Genomic DNA, 15146 nt, shown 5'->3' on the forward strand with positions numbered 1-15146 from the left:
GCCGCCTGCCGCGCCGCCTGCCGCGCCGCTTCTCGTTGCGCGACCCGTCCCCGCTACCCCCGCCGCTCCTGCGGCACCGCCCGCGCCCGCGCCCGCCGGACCCGCCCCCGTGGCGCTCTCACCGGCGTCCCAGCCCGTGGCACCGCCGACTGCGCCGCCCCAGCCCTTCTCGGCGGCGCCCAGGCCGAGCATCAGCACCCTACCTACGGACAGCGAGACGGACAGCGAGACGGACAGCGGCACGGACAGCGACGGGGTCAGGCAGACCCCCGCCTTCGGGGGGAGCTCGGCGCTTGCCGACGCCGCGAGGGAGCTGGCCGACCGAGTCCCGCCCCGACCGGAGAGCCCGCTGCGCGCTGTGCCGCCGCTGACGACGGAGACCGGACCCGAGCCGGTGGGTCCCTTCACGGTCGTTCCCCCGAGCGGGATCGTGGAGCAGGTCGACGACGGTCCCGAGCCCGGGGACCGAACGTGACGCGCGTCGCGACGTCCGCCGCTCCTACCGCCGCTACGATGCCGACGACCTCAGCACCTGTCGTGCTGGACCTGCCAGAGGGACCTCATCTGTGATCGTGATCAGCGGTGCGCTTGTCGCCGTCGCCTTCGTCCTGCTCGTGATCGGGCTCTTCACGCCCGAGCTCGACTTCGTCTACGCCTCCATCGCGGTGAGCGCAGCGGCCTTCGTCTTCCTCATCATCGGGATCTTCCAGCGCCGTGGCGAGGTCAGCGAGGCCGCGGACGCGACCTCGCCGACCGTCGCGCTCGCCGACGCGTCGGCGGCGGAGCCATCCGTCACGACCATCCCGACCTCGCGCGAGACGCCTGCGGCGTCTGAAACCGACACCGACACCGGGGCCCTGTCCGGCACGGTGCTCGTCGTCGCCGACCGCCCGCGCTACCACGTCGCGGGTTGCCGCTACCTGGCCGGCAAAGACGCCGAGGAGGTCGAGGTCCGCGAGGCTCGCGCCGAGGGCTTCACGCCCTGCGGTGTCTGCAAGCCTGACGCGCAGCTCGTCACCGCGACGTCTGCGGACACCGTCCTCGACACCGACGAGGACGGCGAGCTCGTCGACGAGCCCGCGCCCGTCGAGAAGGCCGATGCCCTCGAGCGGGAGGACGCCGTCGTCGCCGCGCCCACGCCGCGTCGCGGGACGGCTGCGGTGAAGAAGGCGCCGGCCAAGACCGCTGCCCCTGCGAAGAAGGCCGCTCCCGCGAAGGCTGCTCCCGCGAAGGCTGCGTCCGCCATCAAGGCTGCCCCCACGAAGGCTGCCCCCACGAAGGCCGCCGCTGCCAAGGCCGCGCCTGCGAAGAAGGCCGCTCCTGCGAAGGCTGCCAAGGCCGCCGCGCCGGCCACGAAGCCCGGGACCGTCGTGGTCATCCCGGACCGCGGCAAGTTCCACACCGCCGAGTGCCGCTACGTCCGCGGCGTCGACGGCGCGCAGGAGCTCACCAAGGCTCAGGCCACCCGACAGGGCTACGACGCCTGCGGGGTCTGCAAGCCCTGACCTTCCCGCACCGCCACGAGGCCGGCCCCCGCAGAGCGGGAGCCGGCCTCGTGGCGTGAGGGGGCGGGCGCGGTGGTCGCGGCCGCGCGATCCGTTGTGCTTCCAGTCCCGGGCCAGCGCGGACCCGTGACGCGTGGGCGTCCGCGCGGCACGTAGGGACTGGAAGTCCGTCGGATCGCCTCCTACGCCGCGACCCGGCCCGGACACCCGACCCGGCCCGGACGCCCGACCCGGCCCGGACGCCCGACCCGGCCGGACACCCGACCCGGCCGGACACCCGACCCGGCCGGACACCCGACCCGGCCGGACACGGGACCGGCCGCCGGCCCGGGGGGAGTGGGTCGGCGGCCGGTCGGGCCGTACGGGGAAGGACTAGCGGAGCAGCTCGCGCTCCTGCTCCGAACGGGCCACGAGGTCGACCGAGCGGAAGGGGTCGCGCGGAGGCGGGACCGGCAGCGTCACGCGGTCGCCCTCCAGCGAGAGCCCCGCGAGGTTGAGGACCCGGGCGAGGACCGAGTTGGTCGTCTCGCCGGCCTCGACGCCTGACGCGGTGACGAGCACGCGGTAGATGGTGATGTAGTGCCGGACGGGGGTGTCGTAGCTCCAGTCGACTGAGCCCAGGTGCACCGCGGAGCCCTTGCTGCCGCCGACGCCGTCCCAGGGGCCGCTCCACACCTGGATGCCCGCGGGGCCGGCCGAGTAGCAGCCGCTGCCGCCGACGTCCTCGCGGCCGGCCGCAGTGAGCAGCGCCCGGCCCTCGCGCTCAGGCAGGACCATCGCCGGGCGGACCTGGCTCGACAGCGCCGTCGGCGCGCCGGGACGGGTCAGGCGGAAGCTCCGGTGCACCGGGCGGGGGTCGAGCTCGACGGTGTGCACGGTCACCGGGTCCTCCTGGGTGGTTCGACGCTGCTCCGAGCGGATCAGTCGCATGAGGCATCGGATCCGGCAGAGCCTGTTCTGACGGGGCCATCCGGGTGATGTTGGTCCGACTGCGCCGAGCGCTCAGCCGTTCGGCGCAGTCACGCGCCCGCCTGCCGCAGCCAGAAGACGAGGCCGAGGTCGGGGTCCTCGTGCGGCTTGAGCGCGGCGGCGGGACTACCTGCCGTCACCGACACCGCGAGGACCTCCTCGCCGAGCCGGGCGGCACCCTCGGTGACCGCCTCCGCCAGCTCTCCCTGCGCCGACCACCACAGCTCGATGCGGTCGCTCACGTCGAGGCCCGTGCTCTTGCGGGCCTCCTGCACGAGTCGCACGACGTCGCGCACCAGCCCCTGCCGGCGCAGCTCGGGGGTGATCTCCAGGTCGAGCGCCACCGTCTCACCCTGCCCTGAGGCCACCGCCCAGCCCTCGCGCGGCGTCTCGGTGACGACGACCTCGTCCGGCGAGAGGGCAACGGTCTCGCCGTCGACGACGACGGACGCGGTGCCGGCCCGCAGGGCGGTCGCGAGCGCAGCGGCGTCCGCGGCCGCGACGGCGGCCGCGACGGCCTGCACGCCCTTGCCGAAGCGCGCGCCCAGTGCCCGGAAGTTGGCCTTGGCCGTGACGTCGACGAGGTCACCCGACAGGCCCTCGAGGGTGACGACGTTGAGCTCGGCGGCGACGACGGCCTGCAGCTCCGCGGGCAGCCGCTCCCAGCCGGTCGCGGACACCAGCGCCCGGCCGAGTGGCTGGCGGGTCTTCACCTTCGACTCGGCGCGGGCGGTCCGCCCGAGGTCGACGAGCCGGCGGACCAGCGCGACCTGCTCGAGCAGCTCGGCGTCGACGAGCGAGCCGTCGACGACGGGCCAGCGCGCCAGGTGCACCGAGTCCGGCAGCTCCGACCCCGGGCCCGTGAACAGCCCGTCCCAGACCTCGTCGGCAAGGAACGGCGTGAACGGCGCGAGCAGCAGCGTCACGACGTGCAGGCACTCGTGCAGCGTCGCGAGCGCCGACGGGTCGCCGTCCCAGAAGCGGCGGCGCGAGGTCCGGACGTACCAGTTGGACAGGTCGTCGACGACGGTCGCGATCCGCCGGCCGGCCCGCAGCGAGTCGAAGTCCTCCAGGGCGGCCGTCACCTCCAGCGCGGCTGCGTGCACCTGCGCCAGCGCCCAGCGGTCCGTGAGCGGCCGCTCGGAGACGGCAGGGGCGACGGAGCCGGGCTCCCACGCGTTCGCCCCGGCGTACAGCGTGTGGAAGGCCGCGGTGTTCCAGTACGTCAGCAGGACCTTGCGCACGACCTCCTCGACCTGCTCGTGACCGATCCGGCGGGCAGCCCACGGGCTGCCGCCGCAGAGCATGTACCAGCGCAGGGCGTCGGCGCCGTGGCGCTCCATCAGCTCGAAGGGGTCGAGCACGTTGCCGAGGTGCTTGCTCATCTTGCGGCCGTCGGCGTCGAGGATGTGCCCGAGGCACAGCACGGTCTCGTAGGAGCTCCGGTCGAAGACCAGCGTCCCGATCGCCATCAGCGTGTAGAACCAGCCGCGGGTCTGGTCGATGGCCTCGGCGATGAACTGCGCCGGGTACGCCGGCTCGACGCCGCTGTGGGGGTACCCGACCTGGGCGAACGGCATCGAGCCCGCGTCGTACCAGCAGTCGATGACCTCGGGGACTCGTCGGGCCTCGGCCCTGCAGGTCGTGCACGGCACGACCACGTCGTCGACGAAGGGGCGGTGCGGATCGAGCGCCGACAGGTCCTGTCCCGCGAGCGCGCCCAGCTCGGCGAGCGACCCGACAACGGTGAGGTGCGCCGCGTCGGCGGTGCAGCGCCAGACCGGAAGCGGCGTGCCCCAGTAGCGGTTGCGCGACAGCGCCCAGTCGATGTTGTTCTCGAGCCAGTCGCCGTAGCGGCCGGTCCGGATCGTCGCGGGGTGCCAGTCGGTCTTGGCGTTCTCCTCGAGCAGCCGGTCCTTCTTCGCGGTCGTGCGGACGTACCAGGACGGCAGCGCGTAGTAGATGAGCGCGGTGTCGCAGCGCCAGCAGTGCGGGTAGGCGTGCTCGTAGGGCTTGTCGAGGTAGAGCAGCCCGCGCTCGCGCAGGTCCTGGACCAGGCGGGCGTCGGCGGCCTTGAAGAACACCCCGCCCACCAGGGGCACCGACTCCTCGAAGGTGCCGTCGAGGCGGACCGGGTTGACGACCGGCAGGCCGTAGGCCTTCGCGACCTGGAGGTCCTCCGCGCCGAAGGCGGGGGACTGGTGGACCAGGCCCGTGCCGGACTCGGTCGTGACGTAGTCGGCGAGGCCGACGAAGTGCGCGTCGGGGATGTCGACCCAGTCGAAGGGGCGGGAGTAGGTCGTGCGCTCCAGCGCGGTGCCGGGGAAGCGCTCGAGCACCTCGACGTCGTCACCGAGCACGTGCAGCAACGGCTCCGCCACGACCAGGACCTCGTCGCCGGTGCGCGCGCTGACGTAGGTGACGCCCGGGTGCACCGCGACGGCGGTGTTGGACACCAGCGTCCACGGCGTCGTCGTCCAGACCAGCAGCGCCGCACCCTGGGCCGCGAGCGGCCCGCTCGTCACCGGGAAGCGCACGTAGACCGACGGGTCGACCACGTCCTGGTAGCCCTGGGCCACCTCGTGGTCGGACAGGCCGGTGCCGCAGCGCGGGCAGTAGGGCGTGACGCGGTGGTCCTCGACGAGCAACCCGTCGTCGTAGACCTTCTTCAGCGACCACCACACCGACTCGACGTAGGCCGGGTCCATCGTGCGGTAGGCGCTGGCCATGTCGACCCAGTAGCCCATCCGTCGGGTGAGCTCCTCGAACTCGCCGACGTGGCGCAGCACCGACTCGCGGCACTTCGCGTTGAAGGCCGCGATGCCGTAGCCCTCGATGTCGCCCTTGCCGGAGAAGCCGAGCTCCTTCTCCACGGCGAGCTCGACGGGCAGCCCGTGGCAGTCCCAGCCGGCGCGGCGCGGCACCGAGCGACCCTGCATCGTCTTGAAGCGCGGGAAGAGGTCCTTGAAGACGCGCGCCTCGACGTGGTGCGTGCCGGGCTTGCCGTTGGCGGTCGGCGGGCCCTCGTAGAACACCCACGGCTCGCCGTCGGCGGTCTGCTCGAGGGTGCGCTCGAAGACGCGGTCGCGCTCCCAGCGCGCGAGCACCCGGTGCTCGAGGGCGGGCAGGTCGACCTGCGCGGGCAGCTGCTTCACGGTGGCTCCTCCGTCGGTGGTGCTCGACAGAGGGACGAGAGCTCGCGCTCCCGCGGTACCACCCTCCTTGGGGTGCTGGGCACCCCCGCTCTGGGTCCTGCGGGTGACGCTCAGGGGGTGATCTTCACGACGCGCACGCCCCCGGGCTCACACCGTCCCCGGATCGCTCTGCGCTGCGTGCGCCGCTACTCGTCCCCATCACTGCGTCGGGGCGAGCCTAGTCGGGTCTGCCACGCGCAGACAACGACGTTGCCTCGGGAGTGCCACCCGCGTGCCAGGACGTGCCACGGGGGTGCCACGGGGTTCCCCTTCGGTAAGACCTCACCTGCCTCGAAGGGACCCAGACGTACGACGGAGGCGCGCTGGCCCCTCGTGCCGTGTGGATCCCGCGCGTCGGCGCACGGCGTGGTGCTTCGACGCGGGCCTGCGCGACCCGTATCCTCGCCAACGCTCGTGATCATGCCGAAACCGACGATCCGGACACGCGAGGGGGCCCGATGGCTGCGGACAAGGCCCGTGGCGGCGGAGTGCGCAGGTTGTTCGGCCGCGGCAAGAAGGACGACGCGTCCCTCGCTGCTGCCCCTACGCCTGCCTCGTCGTCCGCACCTGTGTCGAAGCCCGCCGCGCCCGCGTCGCGTTCCGCGGGGACGCCGGCACCGAAGGCCGTGGCGAGGCCTGCCGCGAAGGCTCCAGCGAAACCCGTAGGTCCGGCCAAGGTCGTCACGAGCTCGTCCGCGCCCGCCACGCCGGCGCCGTCCAAGCCTGCGACGATCAAGGCTCGACCGTCCACGCCGGCGACGATCACGAAGGCAGCGTCCACACCTGTGAAGAAGGCCGCGAAGGCGCCCGCACCCCCCGCGCCCGCCACCAAGGCTGCTCCGGCGAAGAAGGCCGCGCCTGCGAAGGCGGCTCCGGCGAAGAAGGCCGCGCCCGCGAAGGCCGCGCCCGCGAAGGCCGCTCCGGCGAAGAAGGCCGCGCCCGCAAAGGCGGCTCCGGTGAAGGCTGCTCCGGTCAAGGTGGCGCCCGCCAAGGCGCCCGCCAAGGCGCCCGCGAAGGCGGCGGCTCCCGTCGTACCCCCTGCTCCTGCTCCCGTGAAGGCCGCTCCTGCCAAGGCGCCCGCGAAGAAGGCCGTCCCGATCCCGTCCGGGCCGCTGACCGGTGCCGACGCGTGGAGCAAGTCCGAGCTCAACGCGGTGCGCAAGGAGCTCGAGGCGCAGGCACTCGACCTGCGCGGGGAGATCGACGACGCCGAGCAGATGACGCAGAGCCTCAAGCGCGACGCCGGGTCCGAGGGCACCGGTGACGAGGCCGACGCGGGCACCAAGACCTTCGAGCGCGAGCACGAGATGTCGCTGGCCAACAACAGCCGCGACCTGCTGCAGCAGGTCGAGCGGGCGCTGTCCCGGCTCGACGACGGGACCTACGGGCGCTGCGAGAACTGCGGCAACCCGATCCCGAAGATGCGGCTGCAGGCGTTCCCGCGGGCGACGCTGTGCGTGAGCTGCAAGCAGCGCGAGGAACGGCGCTGACCGACCAGCCCGACCAGCCCGACGAGCCCGCGCAGTCCGTCCTCCCGGCCCGTCGCGCGGGCCTGCTCGCCGTGGTCGCCCTCGTCGGCTACGTCCTCGACGTCGCCACCAAGGTCGCGGTCGTGGCCGAGCTCGAGGGCCGTCGCACGATCGACCTCGGGCCGTTGACGCTGCGGGTGAGCCGCAACCCGGGCGCGGCGTTCTCCTTCGCGGAGGGCTACACCGTGGTCTTCACCCTCGTTGCGGTCGCGGTGGTCGTCGTGATCGCCCGCACCGCGACCCGGCTGCGCTCGGTCGGCTGGGCGCTCAGCCTCGGGCTGCTCCTCGCCGGCGCACTCGGCAACCTCACCGACCGCCTGCTGCGCGACCCGGGTTTTGCGCGCGGCGCCGTCGTCGACTTCCTCGACCTCGGCTGGTGGCCGAGCTTCAACGTCGCGGACAGCTGCATCGTCGTCGGGGGCGCCCTCGCGGTGCTGCTGTCGGCGCGAGGTCGCGACATCGACGGGACCCGCGAGCACGAGACGGCATGATGGTGGGGTGACCCAGCGCCGCACCCTGCCCGTCCCCGAGGGGCTCGACGGGCTGCGCCTCGACGCCGCGATCAGCCGGCTGTTCGGCCTGTCGCGCACCGCCGCGGCCGACATCGTCAGCGCGGGTGGAGCCACCCTCGACGGCAAGGCGACGATCAAGAGCGACCGGGTCCTCGCCGGCGCGAGCCTCGAGGTCGACCTGCCGAGCCCTGACGTCACGCCGTCCGCACCCCCGGAGGTCGTCCCCGGCCTGCGCGTCATCCACGAGGACGACGACGTCATCGTCGTCGACAAGCCGATCGGTGTCGCTGCGCACCCGAGCCCCGGCTGGGAGGGCCCGACCGTCATCGGCGGGCTGGCCGCCGCCGGCCACCGGGTCAGCACCAGCGGGGCCGAGGAGCGCCAGGGCGTCGTGCACCGCCTCGACGTCGGCACCAGCGGGGTCATGGTCGTCGCCAAGAGCGAGCGCGCCTACACCGTGCTCAAGGACGCCTTCCGCGAGCGCACCGTCGACAAGCGCTACCACGCGCTGGTCCAGGGCCACCCCGACCCGCACACCGGCACCGTCGACGCCCCCATCGACCGCCACCCGACCAGCGCCTACCGCTTCGCCGTCGTCGCTGGCGGCCGCCCGAGCGTCACGCACTACGAGACGATCGAGGCCTTCCGCCACGCGAGCCTGCTCGACATCCACCTCGAGACCGGCCGCACCCACCAGATCCGGGTGCACATGGCCGCGCTCAAGCACCCCTGCGTCGGAGACATCACCTACGGCGCCGACCCGACGCTGTCCAAGCGGCTCGGGCTCGAGCGGCAGTGGCTGCACGCCGTCCGGCTCGGCTTCGCCCACCCCGACGACGGTCGTTGGGTGGAGTTCGAGAGCGCCTACGCCGAGGACCTCCAGCGGGCTCTCGACCGGGTGGCAGGCGCCTCGTGAGCAGGCTCTCCGAGCTCGACGACCGGATCGTCCCCCTCCTCGCCGCACGTCTGCGCGCGCTGGTCGACGGCGTGGGCGGCGGCGCTGCCGGGGTCCGTGGCCGGGTCGTGGGGCTGCGCTCCGGTCTCGTGGGCGTGCTGCGCAACCCGCGGGGTGGCCTGCTCCAGCGGCTCGACGACCGCTACGCCGCGCGCGGCCCCCTTGCGCTGCTGCGCGAGGTCCCGCAGCTGGGCCTGCTCGTCGTCGCCGCGCTGTTCCTCGGTGGTGCCGGGGTCGCGCTCGCCCGCTCCGGTCCGTCCGGCGAGGCGCCGGGCGGTCCCGGCTCGGCGATCGGGGCGGGGGAGGTCGTCACCGTCGGTCCCGAGGTGGGCGACACCGTGGCCTCCTACATCGACGCGACGAAGGCCCGGGTCGTCGACCTCAATCGCGCTGACCCCGACAAGCGCTACACCGCGCTCGTCAGCTTCGTCGCCTACGCCAAGGTCGAGGACATCGCGACGCTGGTCGAGGAGGTCGCGACCGAGCGCGTCTTCAGCCGCGCCAAGGCCGCGGGGATGACCTCGGAGGTCCTCGAGATCGAGGTCGACCAGATCGTCCCCGACACGCTGCGGGTCTTCGCCGCGACCGCAGAGCGCAAGGCCCTCGACCAGGAGGCCAACCTCAGCCAGGCGCGGTCGATCACCAGCACCGTCCCGACCGAGGTTGCCTTCAAGGCCGAGTTCGTCCGCCAGGCCGCGGTCGAGGGCAAGGAGGCCGCGGCCTACCGCACCAGCTGCGAGTGCGTCTTCGCGGTGCTCGTCGAGGCGACCGCGCGCCAGCTGTCGGAGCTCGTGTCGGTGCCGGGGGTCCGCACGGTCGACGTCGCCGTCGCGGGGGCCACGGCCAAGGACGTCGACGTCGAGCAGTACTTCCTGCCCGAGGACAAGGGCAGCATCCCCGCGCGGCCGCGACCCTTCGCGCAGGACTACGCCGCGACGGGCGGCTCGTGAGCGACGAGCTCGAGGTACGGCTCGCCACGACCGACGACATGCCCGCCGTCTTCGCGCTGCGCCACGAGGTCTTCGTCGTCGGCCAGGGCGTCCCCGAGGAGCTCGAGCGCGACGACATCGACCCGCTCTGCGACCACGCTGTCGCGCTGCGCGGCGACCGGGTCGTGGCGACGGGTCGGCTCGTCCCCGGCACCGTCAGCGTCGACAACGTCCTCACCCCCGGGCCGGTCTCGACCGTCGGCCGGATGGCGGTCGATGAGTCCGAGCGGGGCGAGGGCATCGGGGCGCTCGTGCTCGGGCTGCTCGAGCAGCAGGCCCGCGAGCGCGGGGTCGAGGTCGTCGAGCTCCATGCCCAGACCACGGCCCGCCGCTTCTACGACCGGGCCGGCTACACCCCTGTCGGCGAGGTCTACCTCGAGGCCGGCATCGAGCACCTCACGATGCAGAAGTCACTCTGACGGTCGCTGGTAGCGCCCCCGCACGATGTCGAGCAGCGTCATGAAGACCGTGAAGGTCAGCACCACCAGCGCCGACTGGCCCGCCGACGCGCCGAGGGCGTAGTCGCACAGCACGAAGACGAGCACGCCCACGACGACCGCGGTCACGACGCCCTCGCGCGGCGACTTCGGGGGCAGCGCGCTCACAGGCTGCTCGGCTGGGGGAAGCCCGCGTGGGTGACGCCCCACCCGGCGAGCACGGTCACGGCGGGGACGAAGGCCCAGAGCAGCAGCGACCCCGCTGTACGCCGGGTGCGCGCGCCCCACCCGACGAACGCGAGCGCGACCGCCAGCGAGCCGACCGCCGTGCCGCCCTCGAGGCCGTTGGTGGCCCAGGTCGTCCCCACTGCCACGGCGAGCGCGACCGGGACCAGCCCGCGGGGGCGCGGCTCAGCGACGAGAGCCCGCGCGAGCGCGAGCAGCACGAGGGCGAGCCCGGCGTACCAGACGTAGTGGCCCACGACCTCGTCCCACAGGTGGGTGACGTCGGACGGGGTGCGGCCGGCGGCCTCGGTCTCGTCGGAGACGGAGTTGGCGGCGAGGTGGATGCCGTGGCCGTGGGTGTAGGCGAGCGCGCCCACGCCGGCAAGCACCCAGCCGGTGCGGTCGGGGCGCACGGCGAGCAGTGCGGCCAGTGCGGTGCCGAGGACGAGCCACGGTGTGGCCAGGTCGACCAGCGTCGCGACCGTCACGTCACCGACCGCGCCGAGGTCGACGGCCCCGATGTGGTGGGTCAGTGACACGGCCGTGGCACACAGTGCCACCCGCTGCCACGTCGTCACTCGCGAACCCTGCCACGGCAGCGCCGTCCGGTGCTGCATCCTGTCGGCGTGGTGCTGCTGCGGGAGGTGAGGGACGGCGACCTGCCGGCGCTGTTCGCGCACCAGGCCGACCCGGTCGCCGCGGCGATGGCCGACTTCCCCTCGCGCGACCAGGCCGCCTTCGACGCCCACTGGGCCCGCATCCGGGCCGACCCGACGTGCCTGGTCCGCGCGGTGGTCGTCGACGGCGAGGTCGTGGGCAACATCGGGTCGTGGGTCGGCGAGGACGGCCGCGAGCTCGGCTACTGGATCGGACAGCCCCACTGGGGCCGCGGCATCGCGACTGCGGCCGTCGGCGCCCTCCTCCGGCTCGACCCGGTGCGGCCGCTGCACGCGCACGTCGTCGCCCACAACCTCGCGTCCCTCAGGGTGCTGGGCACGCACGGCTTCGCCGTCGTCGCCACCGGCCCGGACGTCGTCGACCTCGTCCTCAGGTGAGTGCGCCTGCCCTGACGGGCGGTCACGCTTGCGGGAGGCGCGCGCGCACCCGGCTTCCCGTCGTACGTCCTGCGAGTCTCCGCCGAACCGTCGGACCGGCGTGGAACACTGGGGACCCCGCACAGCACGGCCCGCCTTCCCCTCGGACCGACGCTGCTCTTCTGGCGTACCCGTAGGAGCGACACCACCGTGGCCGACTCGTTCGTGCACCTGCACGTGCACACCGAGTACTCCATGCTCGACGGCGCGGCGCGCCTCGACGACCTGTTCAAGAAGGCCGTCGAGCTGGAGATGCCGGCGATCGCGATGACCGACCACGGCAACGTGTTCGGTGCCTTCGACTTCTACAAGAAGGCCAAGGCCCACGGCATCAAGCCGATCATCGGCCAGGAGTCCTACCTCGCGCCGGGCAGCCGGTTCGACAAGACCCGCGTGAAGTGGGGCGCGGGTGGCGAGGACGACGTGTCGGGCGGTGGCGCCTACACGCACATGACCATGCTCGCGACCAGCACCGCGGGCATGCACGCGCTGTTTCGCATGTCGAGCCTGGCGAGCCTCGAGGGCTACTACTACAAGCCGCGGATGGACAAGGCGCTGCTCTCCGAGCACGCCAAGGACATCATCGGCACGACCGGCTGCCCGTCGGGTGAGATCCAGACTTACCTGCGGATGGGGCAGTACGAGAAGGCCAAGGCGAGCGCGGGGGAGTTCCGCGACATCTTCGGCGCGGAGAACTTCTACTGCGAGCTGATGGACCACGGCATCGACATCGAGCGCCGCGCGCAGAAGGACCTCATCCGGCTGGCGAAGGAGATGGGGATCCCGTTCCTCGCCACCAACGACCTGCACTACACCCACCCCGAGGACGCCAAGGCCCACGAGGTGCTGCTGTGCGTCCAGTCCGGCAAGACGATGGCCGACCCGGGGCGCTTCAAGTTCGACGCGCAGGACTTCTACCTCAAGAGCGCGCGCGAGATGCGCGAGCTGTGGAGCGAGTTCCCCGAGGCCTGCGACAACACGCTGCTCATCGCCGAGCGCTGCGAGGTCGAGTTCAACGAGGGCGCCGACCTCATGCCGCGCGTCGACGTCCCCGAGGGCCACACCGAGCAGTCGTTCCTGCGCGAGGAGGTCCACCGCGGCCTGGCCCGCCGCTTCGACGGCGAGGTCCCCGAGGCCCACCGGGTGCAGGCCGACTACGAGGTCGACGTCATCTGCCAGATGGGCTTCCCCGGCTACTTCCTGGTGACCGCCGACCTGTGCCGCTACGCCAAGGACAACGGCATCCGCGTCGGTCCCGGTCGTGGCTCCGCCGCGGGGTCACTGGTCGCCTACGCGATGGCCATCACCGACCTCGACCCGATCAAGCACAAGCTGCTCTTCGAGCGGTTCCTCAACCCCGAGCGCATCTCGATGCCCGACATCGACCTCGACTTCGACGAGCGCCGGCGCGGCGACATGATCCGCTACGCCACGGAGAAGTACGGCGAGGAGCGGGTCTCGCAGATCATCACCTACGGCACCATCAAGGCCAAGCAGGCCGTCAAGGACAGCGCGCGCGTCCTCGGCTACCCCTTCGGCGTCGGCGACAAGATCACCAAGGCGATGCCGCCCGCGGTCATGGGCAAGGACATCCCGCTCGCCGGCATCTTCGACCCGAGCCACAAGAGGTACGCCGAAGCCGGTGAGTTCCGCGCCCTCTACGAAGCCGACCCCGATGCCAAGGCCGTCGTCGACACCGCCCTGGGCCTCGAGGGCCTGAAGCGGCAGTGGGGCGTCCACGCCGCCGGCGTCATCCTGTGCCGCGAGCCGCTGCTCGACGTCATCCCGATCCAGCGCCGCGAGGCCGACGGCGCGATCATCACGCAGTTCGACATGGGCGCCTGCGAGACGCTCGGCCTGCTGAAGATGGACTTCCTCGGCCTGCGCAACCTCACCGTCCTCGACGACTGCCTGCGTCACATCACCGACAACCGCGGTGAGACGGTGGTGCTCGAAACCCTCGACGAGATGGTCCCGGACAAGCTCACCTACGAGCTGCTGTCGCGGGGCGACACCCTCGGGGTCTTCCAGCTCGACGGCGGGCCGATGCGCTCGCTGCTGCGCTCGATGCAGCCGGACTCGTTCGAGACGATCTCCGCGGTGCTCGCGCTCTACCGGCCGGGGCCGATGGGCGCCAACGCGCACAACGACTACGCCGACCGCAAGACCGGGCGCAAGCCGGTGGTGCCGATCCACCCCGAGCTCGCCGAGCCCCTCGAGGAGATCCTGGGCGACACCTACGGGTTGATCGTCTACCAGGAGCAGGTCATGGCGATCGCGCAGAAGCTCGCCGGCTACACCCTCGGCGCCGCCGACCTGCTGCGTCGCGCGATGGGCAAGAAGAAGAAGGAGATCCTCGACAAGGAGTACGTCCCGTTCCGCGACGGCATGGTCGCCAACGGCTACTCCGAGGGTGCGATCAAGACGCTCTGGGACATCCTCGTCCCCTTCTCCGACTACGCCTTCAACCGCGCCCACACCGCCGGCTACGGGCTGGTCAGCTTCTGGACCGCCTACCTCAAGGCCAACTTCCCCGCCGAGTACATGGCGGCGCTGCTCACCTCGGTCAAGGACGACAAGGACAAGAGCGCCCTCTACCTCGCCGAATGCCGGCGGATGGGCATCAAGGTCCTGCCGCCCGACGTCAACGACTCCGACTCCGACTTCACGCCGCGCGGCACCGACATCCGCTTCGGGCTGTCGGCGATCCGCAACGTCGGGACCAACGTCGTCGCCTCGATCGTCGCGACCCGGACCTCCAAGGGCCGCTTCAGCGACTTCAGCGACTTCCTGCGCAAGGTCGAGGCGGTCGCCTGCAACAAGAAGACCGTCGAGTCGCTCATCAAGGCCGGCGCCTTCGACTCCCTCGGCCACACCCGCAAGGGCCTGGTCCACGTGCACGCCGAGTCCATCGACGCGGTCATGGAGACCAAGCGCGCGGAGGCGATCGGGCAGTACGACCTGTTCGGCTCGATGGGCGAGCCCGACGACGGCAGCGGGCCCGGCTCGGTTTTCGAGGTCGCGATCCCGATGGGGGAGTGGGACAAGACCCTGCTGCTCGCCTACGAGCGCGAGATGCTCGGCCTCTACGTCTCGGACCACCCGCTGTTCGGCGTCGAGCACGTCATCGCCGCCGCGGTCGACTGCCCGGTGTCGGCGCTGCAGGACCGCGACGACGGCTCGACCGTCGTGCTCGGCGGCATCCTGTCCTCGGTCACCCGCAAGATGACCAAGAAGGGCGACGCCTGGGCGCTCGTCGTGCTCGAGGACCTCGAGGGCGCGGTGGAGTGCATGTTCTTCCCGCAGAGCTACCAGGCCGCCGCGGTCCAGCTCGTCGAGGACGCCGTCGTGCTCGTGCGCGGCCGGGTCGACAAGCGCGACGACGTCCCGAAGATCATCGCCAACGAGGTCATCGTCCCGGACCTCTCGACCGGCCCGCGTGGTCCCGTCGTCGTGTCCCTGCCGACGCAGCGCTGTACCCCGCCGGTGGTCGAGCGGTTCAAGGACGTCCTCGCCTCGCACCCCGGCACGACCGAGGTGCACCTGCAGCTGGTCAACGCCGGCAAGACCACAGTCGTCCGCCTCGACGACCGGCTGCGGGTCACCGCCACGCCGGCGCTGTTCGCGGACCTCAAGGCGCTGCTCGGCCCGGGTTGCCTGCCCGTCGCCGGCTGACGCGCGCGAACCCGCCGAGAGGCTACGGGCTCTTCCTCGCATGACACGTCGTCCCGTCGGGC

At 72.4% G+C, this 15146-nt stretch carries 13 protein-coding genes; 8 read left to right on the top strand and 5 right to left on the bottom strand.

Annotated features, from left to right (window positions below; genetic code table 11):
* A partial coding sequence (locus Q8R60_07750) for a hypothetical protein (protein MDP3712362.1) occupies positions 1–408 on the bottom strand: 408 nt, incomplete at its 3' end.
* A gap of 158 nt (positions 409–566) precedes the next feature.
* On the opposite strand from Q8R60_07750, the gene Q8R60_07755 reads away from it, so the two are divergent.
* Positions 567–1505, top strand: a complete 939-nt coding sequence (locus Q8R60_07755) for a hypothetical protein (GenBank protein MDP3712363.1) — start codon at positions 567–569, stop codon at positions 1503–1505.
* 372 nt (positions 1506–1877) lie between these two features.
* Here the strand turns inward: Q8R60_07755 and Q8R60_07760 are convergent, their stop codons facing one another.
* Complete coding sequence (locus tag Q8R60_07760) at positions 1878–2387, bottom strand: hypothetical protein (protein MDP3712364.1); 510 nt, start codon at positions 2385–2387, stop codon at positions 1878–1880.
* Positions 2388–2524: 137 nt separating this feature from the next.
* Positions 2525–5629 (bottom strand): isoleucine--tRNA ligase, encoded by a 3105-nt coding sequence (gene ileS, locus Q8R60_07765; GenBank protein MDP3712365.1) that lies wholly within the window; start codon positions 5627–5629, stop codon positions 2525–2527.
* Between the two features lie 824 nt (positions 5630–6453).
* Between ileS and Q8R60_07770 the strand changes: the two genes are divergently transcribed.
* Genes Q8R60_07770 through Q8R60_07790 form a run of 5 tightly spaced genes read left to right on the top strand, consistent with a single transcriptional unit; the run spans position 6454 to position 10072 of the window.
* Complete coding sequence (locus Q8R60_07770) at positions 6454–7158, top strand: TraR/DksA C4-type zinc finger protein (GenBank protein ID MDP3712366.1); 705 nt, start codon at positions 6454–6456, stop codon at positions 7156–7158.
* Positions 7122–7688 carry a signal peptidase II gene (gene lspA, locus Q8R60_07775; protein ID MDP3712367.1) on the top strand — a complete coding sequence of 189 codons (567 nt, stop codon included), beginning with the start codon at positions 7122–7124 and terminating at the stop codon, positions 7686–7688. Before Q8R60_07770 ends, lspA begins: the two co-directional genes overlap by 37 nt.
* A gap of 7 nt (positions 7689–7695) precedes the next feature.
* Positions 7696–8625: an RluA family pseudouridine synthase gene (locus Q8R60_07780; protein ID MDP3712368.1), complete on the top strand. Its 930-nt coding sequence runs from the start codon at positions 7696–7698 to the stop codon at positions 8623–8625.
* Complete coding sequence (locus tag Q8R60_07785) at positions 8622–9614, top strand: hypothetical protein (GenBank protein ID MDP3712369.1); 993 nt, start codon at positions 8622–8624, stop codon at positions 9612–9614. Before Q8R60_07780 ends, Q8R60_07785 begins: the two co-directional genes overlap by 4 nt.
* Entirely contained in the window at positions 9611–10072 is a 462-nt protein-coding gene (locus Q8R60_07790) for a GNAT family N-acetyltransferase (GenBank protein MDP3712370.1), read from the top strand. The genes Q8R60_07785 and Q8R60_07790 overlap by 4 nt, the downstream gene beginning before the upstream one ends.
* On the opposite strand, the gene Q8R60_07795 is transcribed toward Q8R60_07790, so the two are convergent.
* Both Q8R60_07795 and Q8R60_07800 read right to left on the bottom strand, forming a co-directional pair.
* Positions 10064–10258, bottom strand: coding sequence for a hypothetical protein (locus Q8R60_07795; protein MDP3712371.1), 195 nt, complete (start codon positions 10256–10258; stop codon positions 10064–10066). The two genes, Q8R60_07790 and Q8R60_07795, sit on opposite strands and share 9 nt — an antisense overlap.
* On the bottom strand, positions 10255–10893 hold the full coding sequence (locus Q8R60_07800; GenBank protein MDP3712372.1) for a hypothetical protein: 639 nt from the start codon (positions 10891–10893) through the stop codon (positions 10255–10257). Before Q8R60_07800 ends, Q8R60_07795 begins: the two co-directional genes overlap by 4 nt.
* Before the next feature lie 48 nt (positions 10894–10941).
* Here Q8R60_07800 and Q8R60_07805 point away from each other — a divergent pair, with 48 nt between their 5' ends.
* Positions 10942–11370, top strand: a complete 429-nt coding sequence (locus Q8R60_07805) for a GNAT family N-acetyltransferase (GenBank protein ID MDP3712373.1) — start codon at positions 10942–10944, stop codon at positions 11368–11370.
* Between the two features lie 189 nt (positions 11371–11559).
* Entirely contained in the window at positions 11560–15084 is a 3525-nt protein-coding gene (dnaE, locus tag Q8R60_07810) for a DNA polymerase III subunit alpha (protein ID MDP3712374.1), read from the top strand.
* Positions 15085–15146: the final 62 nt, after the last annotated feature.

Source organism: Mycobacteriales bacterium (genome assembly GCA_030697205.1).
GTDB lineage: Bacteria > Actinomycetota > Actinomycetes > Mycobacteriales > SCTD01 > JAUYQP01.